Genomic DNA, 15,001 nt, shown 5'->3' with positions numbered 1-15,001 from the left:
GGTGTTTACTGTTTGTTTTTCAGATTGTAGTTATCGATCGCTTTACGGACATTTCCGAATTCTTCGATCAATGCAGATGCTGTTTCCTCATCCGTTCCGGTTTCGGCCATCACCATACGAACGCCTCTACCGACCAATTTATGGTTTGACAATTGCATATCCACCATCTTATTGCCCTTTACGCGGCCTAATTGAATCATTACAGCGGTACTGATCATGTTCAATACCAATTTTTGTGCAGTACCCGCTTTCATCCGCGTGGAACCAGTAACAAACTCAGGTCCTACGATCACTTCCACTGGATATTGCGCACGAGCAGCAATAGGTGAATTGCCATTACACACGATACAGCCTGTTGCAATGCCTTTGGCATTCGCTGTTTCAAGCCCACCGATCACATATGGAGTCGTACCAGAAGCAGCAATACCGATCACCACATCATTCGGGTTGATCGCATATTCCTCCAGGTCTATCCAAGCTTGGTTCATATCGTCTTCCGCAAACTCTACTGCTTTACGGATTGCAGAATCCCCTCCAGCAATTAAACCAATTACCCAGTCGAAAGGAACGCCATAGGTTGGCGGACATTCAGATGCATCCAAAATACCTAACCGACCACTCGTCCCAGCACCGATATAAAATAATCGTCCACCTTTTTTCATCCGTGAAACAATAACTTTTACCAATGCCTCGATTTGAGGAATAACTTTCTCTACCGCCAACGGAACGGTCTTATCTTCTTGATTAATGTTACTTAGGATCTCGTTGACCGACATTTTGTCTAGGTCTTGATAATTCGAATCCTTCTCCGTTGTGTTGATCATAGCCTTCTGCATGTGCAATACTTTCAATAACTTTCCGTAAATATGCGACTTTTTAATAAAAAACGCAAAAACCCGCATGCTAAATTTATATTTCGTTTAGCGGCACGAATTTATAATTTTTATCTTTCAGTCCTTTAATCAATTTTTCCAACTGATTAAAAAATTTATCCGTTCTGTTCGGGTCAGACCCGATATGGATAATAATAATAAAACCATTTAATCCGAACTGACTTTCATGTTTGTACAGTTGCTCCAAAATTGCTTCTGAACTCATATACTTATTTCCCATTGCTGGGAAGGTATAATCAGCAGCAGTTCGTAATCCTGGTGTGAAATTGTATAAAACTAGGTTAACATCTTTGGCCCATTCTGTAATGGTTTTATTGTACCATTCAAAGGGCGCCACAAATTTATCAATGTTTTGAATACCTAGTGCATGAAGTTTGGAAATGTTTTCAGTTAAATCTTTGTTAAAAACTTCTTTTGTAACAAGTAGACTATCTCTTTTTTCCCAAGGAGCATATAATAGGTGCTGGTCTGAATGTGGACCAACCTCATGCCCTTCTTTATACATGTTCTTCAACAGGTTCGCAGATTTCCTATCTTCCAGGAATCTCCCGGTCACAAAAAAACTTCCCTTGATGTTGTTTTTGTTCAGGGCTTTCCGGATAGTGCCCAATCCTTCCCGAAACTCATCTCCGGTAAAGATCAGACTGATCTGCTTTTTATGTTCATCCCCACGGATTATTGCCCCGTGGGTATCAATTGCTCTTTTTTTTTTGATTCACTCTCTTTGGCAGACAAGAGGTAAATCAACGATGCCGTACCATCCATGGTCGGTTCATTGGTGCTGTAATCCCCAAAATCGTCATGATAAACCACCAGATCGCTCTGGAAATCCGCGTATTCATCAGGGTTTATCAATTTGATGCCTATCAGGTTTTGGTAAATACTGGAATAGACCGGTCCGTCCACCAGACCACCATCAATGGGGTAACCGTGTAAATAGGTAAACGCTGAATGTGGGTCAATTGGTGTGTCGCCATCGGCCGGCAGGCCATAAACCATACTTGTGCCCCAAGGATTTACGCCAAACAACCAATCTATATTTGCCTGTTCCAATTCCTCAAAAGATTTATCGCCACTCTGTTCTTGGTACCAATGGCATTGGATAGCAAAGGAGGTGGTGAGGTTGTTGCTGCACCAGATGAATGGAACCCCGCGGTAGAACATATTCTCTTGTGCCCTATCCCACACCTGTTCGATTCCTTTTTTATAATAGGTTAGCACTTCTTTCTTGCTGGATCTATCTCCTTGTTTTGCCAGTTCATAATGGCCAAGATTGATAAAGGGATAATATTGGTAATGATTGGCCGTATCACGGATCATCCAAGGCGTAATGTTCTCTTGGCGGGCATAGTTCAATGCCTTGTTCAAATGCTGTTGATCCTGGGTAATTCCGAACATACTGGCTTCCGCTAATTCCATATCATCAACCCAATTGTCCTCGGCATAGATATAGGGCGATTTCACGGATACGGTCTGGGTTACACCGGGTTTGATATGGGCATATTGGTAGGCTGTAAGTGCTTTTTCTTTTAGTGTCTGTGCAAAAGCCTGGTCTTTTTGTTGGTAGAGTTGGTGACCCAAGCCAAAAGCGGAAACAAACTTTGCCGCTGTTGAACTGGTACCGGTGGTATTGTTGAGAAATTTACCCCGCTGTTGTGGTAGACCATCAATAAAATAAACCGGTCTTTCATGGCCACGGCCATAGATAGAATCCTGTCCGGGCATGCGCAGTTTGATGTGATCGCGATCATCGGCGATCTGGTTGAACATGATGTTAGGTTTTGGATGCATTTTGAGCAACCAATCCAGTCCCCATTTTGCTTCATCCAGCACATCGGCAATGCCGTTTTTCCCATCTAGGCCATTGGCTTGCTTTTGATCGCCAAACACCTGCGGAAAATCACGGTATGCCGCTAAGAGATGGTAAGTGGCATTCGCAGAGGTAGTAGCATATTGCAGGTAATCGGAAGCATCATGCCATCCCCCTCCCACATCGACGCGGGTACTATCTGGCATTCCTACCGAACTGGCATACATGGTAAACCCATCATGGGTATGACAGCTGTCTTTTAAGAAGGGATTGAACAGGGTCCTTTGCTGCCGCATATATCTTAATGCAAAATCGGCAGTACCCTCATACACCTGCTCATTGATCTTAAATGCTGGAGATTTTGTTCCATCATCGCTTAGGATATAGAATGTTCCATTTCCCTTAAATGCAGAAAAGTCTAATCGATATCCCTTCTGAAATGGACCATATTTTCCAAATGCTTTACCTGCTTTGTTGGTATAAACCACTTTCTGGCTATCGGAATTGATCAGTTGGAACCGTTTGACTTCGCTGTTTGCTTTGGAAACCCAAACCGCCACCTTTTTCTGTTGTGGAAGGTAGCCCAATTGGTTCACCCTGATCCATGACTGTTCCGGCGCAAACCCATGAAGGGAAAACGCTGAAAGCAGTAATAGACAGAAAAGTATAAAGCATGTAGGTTTATTCATAGGTTAACCGATTATTTCATGTTGAACATGAAAACAATGTTATCAATAGGATAGCATGACAATCTTGCCATCCATGCTGCTAAATACAATTTTATTTTTTAGGACCAATGGCGGGTTGATCATGCCATTGGAGACTTTATATTGCCATGCCGTTTCCCCAGATTTGGACAACACTGCTGTCATCAATCCTTTATCGGATGGCATAAATGTTAATTTCTTATCCGAATAGATAGCCGTTGGGGCCAATTCGTAAGGCAGCCTTACTTTGGCTTTCCAGGTGATATCCATATTCTCGGAATTAACCGGAACTCCGATCAATTCGCCATCCATGGTTTTTGCATAGACCATCTGATGATCTGCCGATAAACCTAGGGATTCCCTTACGCGATAATCATCCTTTTTCTCCCGCCAGATCGTTTTTCCGGTCTGGAGATCGATGGCCGTCATATACCGATCAGGTGCTACGATGAATACGCGGTTTTTGGCCACAACGGGATAAACTGCTGCGGCAGAGAACATGCGGTTCTGATGCCCGTTGCTCCACTCCCATTCCAATTTACCTGTTTGTTGGTTCAGGCAATAAAAGCCATTGCTCCAACTACCAAAAATCACCTTTCCATCGGCCAGGGTTGGTTGGCTGGATACATATCCTTTTACCGGACTGAAAGACCAAATGACCTTTCCGGTCTTGACATCAATCGCCCAGAAAACACCCTCAGAACCCCCAATGAAGGCTTTGCCATTGGCAACTGCAGGAGATCCAAGTACAGCTTTTGCCGCTTCGATCTTCCATTTTAGTTGACCAGTCTTCGCATCGAGGCCATAGATATAGTGGTCGGAAGATCCTACCACAACTACCCCTTGATGCACCATAGGCGTAGAATAGACTTTTCCGCCGGTTTTATAGGTCCAAGCTTTTTTACCGGTTTTAAGGTTCAGGGCATACACTTCGCCAACGGTGTTGGCCGTAAATAAATGCTTTTTATCTGCACTGATGCCGGCACCGATATCCCCATGGTCCTCATATTCCCAAACGAGTCGGGCTTTCGAAGTTTTATTGACGGAGTAATCGGGTCTTTTTATTTGTTGATTGTTTGTTGCTGTTAGTTGCTTTAAAGGCAGTTTTAGCCAATAATCCATGGTTTGGAGCAAAGGCTTACGAACCTGAAAGAACACAGAATCCTTGCTGATGGTGAGGATATTGTATCCACCTACCGCATCTTTAGCGCGCAGATTGGATCGTACCATCACACCTGGAATCCCTTCCCAATCGTACAATTTATTGATATGCCCATGTCCGCAGGTTGCCAATTGCACATTTCGCGTTTTTAGGCGATCGATGGCTTCATACCAGTTGTTCAGTGAAGAATCTAGTGGGTAATGGTTGGTTGCGATAAGGGGTTTGGAGGCATCGGGATTTGCTTTGAAAACCGAATCCATCCAAACGAGGTTTTCACGGGGGATTTGCCCAGGGCTCATCCGCATATTTGGTCCCGAAGTGGTTCCGATGAACTGAAATCCTTTATGTTCGAAGAAGAACATTTCTCCGCCAAATACTTTGCGGAAGCTATTGGCGCCACTTTCGGACCAGTTGCTGTCGTGGTTCCCCGGAACGACATACAGGGGCAATCGGAGGCTATCCAAAATTCTTTTGGCCAACGCTAATTCCTCATCAGAACCGAATTCCGTGACATCTCCAGAAAGGATGACGAAGTCGATGTCCTTTTGCTGGTTAAGATCAGCAACGGTTCTACGAAGATCATCTGCTCCCGTAGATCCACCCACGTGCGTATCGGTTACCTGTGCAAACTTGAAGGTTTGAGCGGTTAACGCCGATGTGCAGCATAAAAACAATGCACAAAAAGCCGACTTAATGATGGATTTCCTCATTTTTATTTTTGTAATAACTCGGATTCTTTACTTTCTAGGTTATCTACATTTAAACCGGTTACACAATAGAAACCTGATTTTGATATCTGCATTTTATTTTCAGTGGTCACTCCTACCAGCTCGCCTGTCGCAGTTTTGCTCGAGAAATAATAAACTGCTGATCGGGTATTGTTTGCAGCTGCAGTCCAAGTTATTTCAGAACCTGTGATTTTTACATTGGTTGGGGTAGTAGGTTTTGCGGCTACTTCTCGTCCAAAGAATGGCATTAGTACATCTTTAGCATAAAGTTCCTTGATCTTATCGGTAATTCCAACCTTATTTGTCATGATACTCTTCATGCTGTACATGACACTACCGAATACCCGGTCGTTGTTTCTAGTCAGATTAAACTGTCTTTGCAACTCATCGGGACTTTGGAAAGCGGTTCCCATTGCTGGATCACCGAATTTGTAGGCCGCATGTCCAACCACTACCTTAGCTTGACCACGGAATTGAACCCAAGTGGCTAGATTACGTTCGAAAGGATTATATTGATTTCCAATTTCTTGGTATAATTGAGGCATTACAATGTCCACCCAACCTGAGGATGTCCATTTTGCAATATCCGCAAATAACACATTGTAGTTATTGTCTTTGTTAGGAGCAGGTGATACGGAAAATACCACTGCTGGTTTGGTTGCTTTGATGGTATTATAAACTCCTTCAATAGCTTTATCTACATTTCCTCTACGGAAATTTTCTTTGGATGAATAGCCGGCTCCATATTTGGTATACTCGGCGTCATCATTATGGTTCTGTCCTTCCGGATAGAAATAATCATCGAAATGAATACCATCCACATTGAATTTGGTGATGAGATCCTTGACGATATCGTTTAGTCGCTGTCTTACTTCAGGGACTGCTGGATTATAGATACGGATAGTTTCGTAATCTTTTACCCAAGATGCATCGATGGATGCATGTAGTGCAGGGAAAGCTGTAGCGCTTGAAGCACGTGTAGAAATACGGTATGGGTTGATCCATGCATGGAATTCCATTCCGCGGGCATGTGTTTCATCGATTAAGAATTTCAACACATCATAACCTGGATCTACGCCTCTGGTACCGGAGATAGCAGCAGACCATGGTTCATAAGGAGAATTGTAGAAGGCATCTCCCATGCCTTTTACTTGAAAGACAACCGCGTTGAATTTCAATTCTTTTATTTTATTCAACTGCTCGATATATTTTTGCTTCTGTACAGCTTCACCGCGGATTCCTGGCCAATCCAATTCCCATACGGTAGCTACCCAAGCTGCTCGCATTTCCTTTCCGGGAAATTTCAGGGTGCTAACTGGAGGTTCTGGTTCAGGTTCAGGATTTGGTGTAACAGGGTCAGAGTCCTTACTACAACTTACTAACAACAAAGTCCATGATAGGAAAAGGCAAAGGTATAAAGAGAGTTTTTTCATCATAATAAAAGTAAAAGGTTCAATAAAAAGATGAAAGGACATCCTGCTCAAATAGTAGAACTAAATTTGCATAACAGATGCCCTTTCACCATATATAAGACTTAAAGTTAATCCTCTAGTACATTAATAGGGAATTCCACGATGGTAAAACCAGCATCAGAGGTTGCCCCATAGATCATTAATTTTTCATCTTTTCCTTCGGCATTTTTCACAATATGGTAACCAGATTGTGTACCAGGAGCTGTATTGGCATTTCCTGAGATACCAAACTCATATACCGGTTTTTTATCTCCTTGCTCGAATGCAGTTAATGCATCAACGATGCTAGCGCCTCTCGTAATGTTGTAAACACGCATTACGGCATCAACAGCTGCACCACCACGTGGAACAGTAACAACCAATAAATAGCGTTCGCCGTTGAATTCAATAACACGAGGGTCACCGGAGTGTACCGGAATTGAGCTAGCTCCCATAGAATAGCTTACTCCACCTCCATTATTGGCAACAGCGATCACTTTATCATGTCCAGTAACAAAGAAGTTCTCTGAATTTCCAATACGGTTATAATAAGACCATTGGCCGTACGTAGCAACCGTATTAAATGCTACCGTTTCGGTTACATTCTTATAGTTCTCAATTTTCAAACGCATCACCTGGGTTCCGCCACTAATAAAGAAGGCATAACCATTACCGCTTGCATCTAATCCGATAGAGAAGTTATCTCCATGACGAGCACCAGATCCAGCAATTGATCCAACATTGATATTAGCAATTACCTGAGGAGCTGCTGCAGGATCTTCCCACAGATACAGTTTCAAAGGTGATGCTCCAGAGGTAGATAAACTAGCCACATAGGTACGACCATTCACTTGGGCTCCCATATTAACTGGGAAAGTACCACCTGTTACACCCGTAGTGTTTACCTGGATCGGTTTGATTTGATTGTTTTTCAAATCTTCCACATTTAATAAATGAACTCCAGGGGTTCCTCTAGAGATTATTAATACATGTTTTCCATCGAATCCCGTTCCACGGACCAATCCACCTGAGAATGCCGTGTATGCGGCATTTCCAACTGGATTTGAAGAGTAATCATATACTGTAGGTTTTCCGAAGTCTGCTCCAAAAACAGGAACATCGAAACGGATTACTGCTTTATATTCCTTAAAACGAGGAGAGTTAACCACTTTTAGAAAGATATCCTTAGAAGCATCCCCACTTTGAAAAGGAATGGCAATGGTATCTTTTTCCAGTTTGGCACCTTCAGAAGTTTCTGCTTGAAAGATTACACCTGAAAAGTCGGTTAAGGTATCCAACCTTGGAAAGGTAATCGTTTTGGTTTTTTCATCAATGGATCCTTCCAAAACTTCGTTTCCTAGCGGTCCAGCATTAACGATCTTAATGGATTTAAGATCGGTATATTTATCGGATTCCATATTTTTTGGGAAATCCTCCGAACAAGAAGTAAATCCTACAAAACTTACAAAAGCCAGTAGTATACCTCCTATTGTTTGATTAAAATTCATTTTCATCTTGATCATCAATTAAGATTCATAATTAGTTCTGAGGCCAACCTTCTGTTTGATCCAACGTATAACCTGCCGCCTCATATTCATTGATCTGATTAGAGCCTATTGGAGATAAGTAAGGATTGATATTCGTTTGGTTGTAGAAAGGTAAACGGTCCTTGTTCAGTGTATATCTGTAAAAACCTTTCATTTTGTCTTTACTAGTAGGGTCACTTGGATTATAAACCTCTATTTGGCCGTTCAATTTCACGACAGAAACAGTAGCTTTCAATTCTCCAGGAGCTTCTGTTGGGAAGTTAACCCATCCTCCTGCTAAAAGATCTGGATTTTGTTCCGTATCCATGTATTGCAATTTCGACCATCTTCTCAGATCGGCTAAACGAGAATCCTCAAAAGTCATCTCCATACGACGCTCTCTACGGATTTCCCATAACAAAGGACTTACCGTTACATCACGATCAGGATCTGAAGGTAATGCCCCGATGTTCATTGCCGCTGTTTTCTTCACGCCTTTTGCAGCAGCATCTGCTGCGATTGGTCTATTTCTGATTTTATTGATCGAAGCATCGATATCTGCTTGGGTAACTGCTGGACCACCAAGGGTAGCCAATTCAGCCTTAGATTCGATCCAGTTCAATAGCACCTCTGCATATCTCAATACCGGAGCATCCGTTACATTATTTGCACCCGAAAACTCGGTACCTGGAGAACCTCCTGCTGCAACGCGAGCTTCCACATCCCTTGGTAAGAACTTAGTAATGTACATAAATGATGCACGGTTCTTAGGTGTAGGATTCGTATGGAAAGTAGCTTCAAAACGCGAATCTCTGTTTTTAACCATTTCCACATTGGTGAAATCAGAAGCTTTTGTAGAATCTGAATTTTGCCAAACTTTACCATCTGTACAGATATACGATTTCAATAGGTCTGCTGTAGGACCATAAGTAACATTATCCGATAAGTTATGAATGGATAAGATGGAATGTCTAATCGCTAAAGCCGCATCATATTGTCTATAAAGGACCATATCTTTATTTCCGGCTAAATTATCGGATGTGAATTGAGATCTGTAATCCGTAACGATATCATATCTTCCGCTACTTTTCACCATTTCTCCAGCCTCAACCGCCAATTCAAAGAATTTCTTAGCTCTTTCATCATTCTTATAATAATATTTCTGCCAAGAACCTTCCGACATGGCGATCTTAGAAATAAAACCTGCCGCGATAAATTTATTTACTGTTTGAGCACCATCATTTGCACGAATATTTTCCATTGCAAATTTCATGTCCTCATAAACAGCATCCATCACTTCATTCCTTGGTGTTCTTTTCTTATAAAGCTCATCAAGTTCGGTGTCATCTATAGGTCTATCGTAATATGGAACATCGCCATAAGCATAAACCAAATCCCAATAACGCATTGCTCTAAAGAAGCGACCAATACCGATCCAGTGGTTAAAAGCTTCTGGTGCAAGAACATCTTGCATTCTAGTCTGAATCCGGTCGATCATAATGTTCAATGAACGAACCGTGGTATAGCTCCAGATTGCACTTACCGGCACCGATCTAGTGAATTGAGATTGGTTGCCTTGGTAAAGCACATCGTCACTAAAGGTATAGGACGCTAAAAGTGCTCCATCTGTACTAAAACCTAATCCATAACCTGGGAAAAAGGTGGTATAATATTGTCTGGCATATAGACGTACATTATCTTCTGTTGTCCATGCAGTTTCGTCATTTGCCTGCGTAAGCTGTGGTCTGTCTAAGAATTTCTCACAACTGGTGAAAAATAAAGCTGCCGCAACGAATAAACTATATTTAATTTTCATAATAATTTCCTCCTGTAATTATAAACCAATTTGAATACCGACAGAAGCTGATTTGAACGATGGATTTCCTGTACCCGTACGGCCAAGGTTGTAATTACCATTCGTCAATAACATACTGTTACCTGAAATTGCTTCTGGATCAATTGGAAGTCCTCTCAAATTATCGAACGTAAAGAAGTTTTCTAAAGAGACATAGATACGCGCTGTTTTAAAGTTCGCTCTACTTAACAAGGCTCCTGGTAGGGAGTATCCGAAATTGATGTTCTTAATCTTAAAATAAGACATATCCAATAAGTAACGTGTTTGAGGTCTCATCACGTAACCTTCGTTAGCTCCACCTAAATGCCATGCTCTTGGGTAGAATGCATCTGTACGATCCTCTCTCCAATAGTCTTCAGCGATTGCTTGTGGCATAGCACCATCTTTAACATGGAAACCAGGAATAGCTAATTGACCAGCACCCCAGATTTCACGTTTACCAACGCCTTGCAAGAATACCGAAAGATCGAATCCTTTAAAGTCTGCGCCTAATCTGAAACCATAGTCGTAACGAGGAGTTGAGTTACCAATTACCATTCGGTCACCTGGATCGCCGAAAGTACTGCTTCCTGAGGTGATATATCCATCTCCATTCACATCTACAAATTTCACGTCTCCAGGCATCATTTTCATGACGTTGTTACCATCTTCAAAGAATGTTTGATAAACCGGATTATTACCTGCTAACATATTTGTGGTTTTGGAAACACCTTGGAAAATAATGGCTGTTTGCTCAAAATTGCCATCTGCATCATATACAAAGTCGTCTTTTTGGTAAAGGCGATCTGTTACATAACCCCATACATCACCATATCTACTTCCAGTTACGAATTCCGTTCCAACAGATCTGTTTTCCCATTCTCTGTTCCACTGCAATCCTTTATAAGTGGTTGTAATAGCATCCGCGATATTAGCATTAACAGTCAAACGTAATCCGTTATCGAAGCTATGGTTGTAATCAATGGCCAATTCCCATCCCTTTGTAGAAAGGTTACCAAAGTTCCCTCTAGCTGGAGTTGTACCAAATGTACCTGGTAATGATTCACCAGGAATGATCATATGATTGGTTTTTCTTTCGTACCATTCAAATACCACCCCTAATTTGTTGAAGAATTTCAAGTCGGCACCCACGTTCAGGTGTTCGATATCCTGCCATCTAATATCATTACGTACCGCACCTGGGGTTGTCATGGAGTAATAATAATTACCCGATCCATCCAACCAGTTGTTTGGTCCGATATCCATGGTAGGCACATATAATGAGTTGGAAACGGATTGGTCACCAATCATACCCCATGAACCACGTAGTTTTGCAAAACTCAACACATTGGAAATTCCCTGCATGAAATTTTCATTGGAAATAATCCATCCTGCTGATACCGAAGGATAATATCTCCAACGCAAGTGAGAAGGGAATTTTGAAGTTCCATCATATCTCAAACTGGTCTCGAAAAGGTATTTCTCTTTGAACGTATAGTTTAAACGTCCGAATACCCCTACTTGGGAATCCCAGTTGGTGTCTCCACCACTTTCCTGTACCCCCGTAGCAAAATCAAACTGTGGATTTTCCTCATTGATCAGATTGGTCCTTCTAGAGAAATGATTTCTCCATTTAAAGGCCACAATGTTTGTTCCCAACATTGCTTTAAAGTCATGGTCTTCTCCGAATTTCTTACCATAGGTAGAGAATGCGTTGAACGTATGTCTTTGGGAGTTGAAGGAACGTTGATAAATATTAGATTGTGCTTTGGTAATGTAGTTTTCGAAAGGGAATTTAAAGGCCATTGTTCCACCGTTGTCGGTTGGAAGACCATTTTCATCCACGTAGATTCTATTACCATTCTCATCATTCCAAGGTTCTACACCATACCAAGTACTTTTACCAGAGAAAGTAGGCATAGATGATCTATTGCCGTTATTTTCTGAACTAAATGTATAGTCTGCTTTCACATCCCAACCTGTCATCAGGTCTACAGTAGTTCCTAAATTCAAGTTGGTATAGCGATCGATTTTATAGGCCGTATGTGATTTTGCGGTATCGAAATAAGGGTCACGGATATCTACACCATGTTCCTGCACACCAATAGGGAAAGCTCTCGACCAACGGTAAAGGTATAACCATGGATCCGCCGTAAAGCCGGTTGCAGAGTTGGCATAACGTTTTGTACCATCAGAATACATGGCACCACCTCGTAGGGACAAATAGTCGGTTACTTTGGTGGAAACATTCAACGTCGCATTATATCTCTTGAAATCATCATGCTTAGCCGCTTTCATCATACCATTCTGGTTCAAGTAACCAGCGCTGATATTATAGGTTGTATTTCCAGCCTTACCATTTAATCCTAGGTTATGTAGGTTGGTTAGGGCATTATCCTTGATCATTACCGCTACTGGGTCGTACATACGAACACCGAACTTCTCGTTGTTCTCCACGTACCAGTCACGGCCATAAACTACAGGATCTGAATTACCGATTACTCCGCCGTATTTTTCCTGCCATTCCTTCGCTCTGCGGATACTTTCTTCCGATATCCGCCAGAAACCACCTGCCGAACCTGCAGACTGCATGTTCTTATGGGCATCCAACGTATATTGCAAACCATCGATACTTGCGATATCAATTGGTTTGAATGGCGTTTGAAGGGAAAAGTTATTGGAATAGGTGATATTGTTGGTTTCTGTTTTTGCACCTTTTTTCGTGGTGATCAAGACCACACCAAATGCTGCTTTTGATCCATAGATGGATGCAGATGCTGCATCTTTAAGCACGGAAATCTCAGCGATATCATTCGGGTTGATCATATTGATACTAGGTATCTCCACGTTGTCAACCAAGATCAACGGGTTGCTGCTACCGGAAATGGAAGCAACCTGACCACGGATTTTCATAATAGGGTCAGAACCTACCTCACCAGAAGGGATCTGTACACTTAAACCTGGAACCGCACCTTGCAATCCACGACCTGCATCAGAAATCGGGCGGGATCCTAAGGTTTTTTCCACGTTTACAGAGGATACTGCACCTGTAAGGTGTTCCTTTTTTTGCGCACCGTATGCTACTACCACTACTTCCTCCAACGCATCGCTGGATTCGGTTAAGGTGATATTGATAGTGCTTCCTGTTACAGTTACGGTCTTGGTCTCTAAACCTACAAAGGAAACGCGCAATGTAGCTCCAACAGCTGCATTGATCGTGAATTTACCGTTTGCATCGGTTACCGTTGTTGCTGTTGAACCTACTACGGTAACCGTAGCCCCAGCAATCACACCGTCAGGTCCTGATACCGTACCTGAAACCGTATTTTGCAATACCGATGTGGCCTTAGTCCAGCCAGCATTTTTTCCTAGAGATTCTTTGCCCTTTGCTTCAGCAAATGAAGCATAAGTTGGCATCGTCAATCCAAGAGCGAGAGAAAAGAGTAGAAGTCTTCGCATTGCTAAATGATTAATAATTTATAATTTGTTTTTTATCTTATTTAGGTCCAACCCTGATATTGTTTCAGGATTAGATCAGTTATTATTCATAATAGGTATTACTCCATATCCCCTAAGGAGGACAATTTCACCAGATTGGATTAACGTGAATAGGCCCAAATTAATTGAGCCTTCCACTTGTTTTTCATTCGAAATCTGGGTAGAGTAGATATTTTTTACGCATCTGTTTGTATGCTGCTAATTCAGGCTGCCAACTTTCGCGTATTTCTTTTTCGGTTTTACCGGCTAAAATCTGCTTCCGTAGTTCATCTGTTCCTGCCAACTTATCGAAGAACTCTGGTCTGGCAAAGAATTTCGACTTGTCCGGCATTTTATCATAGAAGTACAGCACGTATTTTAGGGTGAATTTAAATTCATCCGGATTGATATTCCTAAGGTCCAATCCGTAATTTACTGCTCCCTTACCTTCCACATGTTTTACCATCCCTGCTTTTTCTCCTGGGGTAAAGGTAAAATCACCGTAAACCGGGTTGGTATATCCCACCACTTGGAAAGGCCAATCTGTTCCACGGCCTACCGAAATATCGGTTCCTTCAAAAAGACATAAGGCAGCATATAAACGAACAGAAAGGTGGTTCGGTAAGCTTGGAGAAGGGATTACCGGTAATTTGTAGATAGAACTATGGGTATAATTCTGTACGGGTACTACCGTTAATTTACATTCCTTTCCATTTTCCAACCATTTCTCGCCATTGATCATTTTTGCCAACTCGCCAACGGTTAGACCATGTACCATCGCAATTTTATGGAAGGATACATTGGATTTGAATTTATCATCTTTACGTACTGGGCCATCCACTTGGTCTCCACATGGATTTGGGCGGTCCAATACGATTAATTCCTTATTATGTTTTGCACACAGCTCCATTACACGGTGCAAAGATGTGATGTAGGTATAGAAACGTGCGCCTACATCCTGAAGATCGAAGATCATCACATCGATGGATTTCACAATTGAATCCTGCTTTGCATTTCCACCATATAACGTGAACAATGGCAGTCCTGTTTTGGCATCCACATCATTCGAAACCTTCTCTCCTCTTTCGATATCTCCGCGGAAACCATGTTCAGGAGCAAATCCAAATTTCAGATCTACCTTTTCGCGCAGCAACACATCCACCAAATGTTCATTATTCGGTCCTACAACGGAAGTCTGATTCCCCATCAATCCTACTTTTTTTCCTTTCAATAAGGGCAGATAAGCTTTAAGCTGATCGGCAGCAGGGACAATGGCTTGGTTAGAGACATTCTCCTGAGCGGCGGGCACAGCAGGATTGGAAGTCTTGTTGATTTTCGACGAACCGCAGCTATTGGTCAATAGAACTGCTAAAAGTAGACTATGAACTAAAAAATTTTTCATTAATAGATTTC

Annotated in this window: 9 protein-coding genes; all 9 read right to left on the bottom strand. The window is 42.0% G+C overall.

Annotated features, from left to right (window positions below; translation table 11 throughout):
* Nucleotides 1-5: 5 nt before the first annotated feature.
* The 9 genes from murQ to E3D81_RS01315 all read right to left on the bottom strand — a co-directional run bounded on the left by murQ (nucleotide 6) and on the right by E3D81_RS01315 (nucleotide 14,990).
* Nucleotides 6-824: an N-acetylmuramic acid 6-phosphate etherase gene (gene murQ, locus E3D81_RS01350; protein ID WP_099366744.1), complete on the bottom strand. Its 819-nt coding sequence runs from the start codon at nucleotides 822-824 to the stop codon at nucleotides 6-8.
* Between the two features lie 85 nt (nucleotides 825-909).
* Entirely contained in the window at nucleotides 910-1,503 is a 594-nt protein-coding gene (locus E3D81_RS17435) for a polysaccharide deacetylase family protein (RefSeq protein WP_245153263.1), read from the bottom strand.
* Between the two features lie 65 nt (nucleotides 1,504-1,568).
* The gene (locus E3D81_RS01345) at nucleotides 1,569-3,392 is read right to left on the bottom strand and encodes a glycoside hydrolase family 9 protein (protein WP_245153262.1); all 1,824 of its coding nucleotides are present in this window, start codon (nucleotides 3,390-3,392) and stop codon (nucleotides 1,569-1,571) included.
* A gap of 42 nt (nucleotides 3,393-3,434) precedes the next feature.
* Nucleotides 3,435-5,282 carry a PQQ-binding-like beta-propeller repeat protein gene (locus E3D81_RS01340; RefSeq protein ID WP_099366737.1) on the bottom strand — a complete coding sequence of 616 codons (1,848 nt, stop codon included), beginning with the start codon at nucleotides 5,280-5,282 and terminating at the stop codon, nucleotides 3,435-3,437.
* 2 nt (nucleotides 5,283-5,284) lie between these two features.
* Nucleotides 5,285-6,736 (bottom strand): glycoside hydrolase family 10 protein, encoded by a 1,452-nt coding sequence (locus tag E3D81_RS01335; protein ID WP_245153261.1) that lies wholly within the window; start codon nucleotides 6,734-6,736, stop codon nucleotides 5,285-5,287.
* A 104-nt stretch (nucleotides 6,737-6,840) separates the two neighbouring features.
* On the bottom strand, nucleotides 6,841-8,265 hold the full coding sequence (locus E3D81_RS01330) for a DUF4623 domain-containing protein (protein ID WP_209023092.1): 1,425 nt from the start codon (nucleotides 8,263-8,265) through the stop codon (nucleotides 6,841-6,843).
* A 25-nt stretch (nucleotides 8,266-8,290) separates the two neighbouring features.
* Nucleotides 8,291-10,093: a RagB/SusD family nutrient uptake outer membrane protein gene (locus tag E3D81_RS01325; RefSeq protein WP_099366738.1), complete on the bottom strand. Its 1,803-nt coding sequence runs from the start codon at nucleotides 10,091-10,093 to the stop codon at nucleotides 8,291-8,293.
* Between the two features lie 18 nt (nucleotides 10,094-10,111).
* Nucleotides 10,112-13,570, bottom strand: a complete 3,459-nt coding sequence (locus E3D81_RS01320; protein ID WP_099366739.1) for a SusC/RagA family TonB-linked outer membrane protein — start codon at nucleotides 13,568-13,570, stop codon at nucleotides 10,112-10,114.
* Between the two features lie 184 nt (nucleotides 13,571-13,754).
* The gene (locus E3D81_RS01315; protein WP_134776143.1) at nucleotides 13,755-14,990 is read right to left on the bottom strand and encodes an exo-beta-N-acetylmuramidase NamZ domain-containing protein; all 1,236 of its coding nucleotides are present in this window, start codon (nucleotides 14,988-14,990) and stop codon (nucleotides 13,755-13,757) included.
* Nucleotides 14,991-15,001: the final 11 nt, after the last annotated feature.

Origin of the sequence: Sphingobacterium sp. CZ-2 (assembly GCF_004526235.1) — a bacterium.
Taxonomy (GTDB): Bacteria; Bacteroidota; Bacteroidia; order Sphingobacteriales; family Sphingobacteriaceae; genus Sphingobacterium; species Sphingobacterium tenebrionis.
Note: the sequence above shows the minus strand (reverse complement) of the source record. Positions and strands in the feature narration are given on the sequence as shown.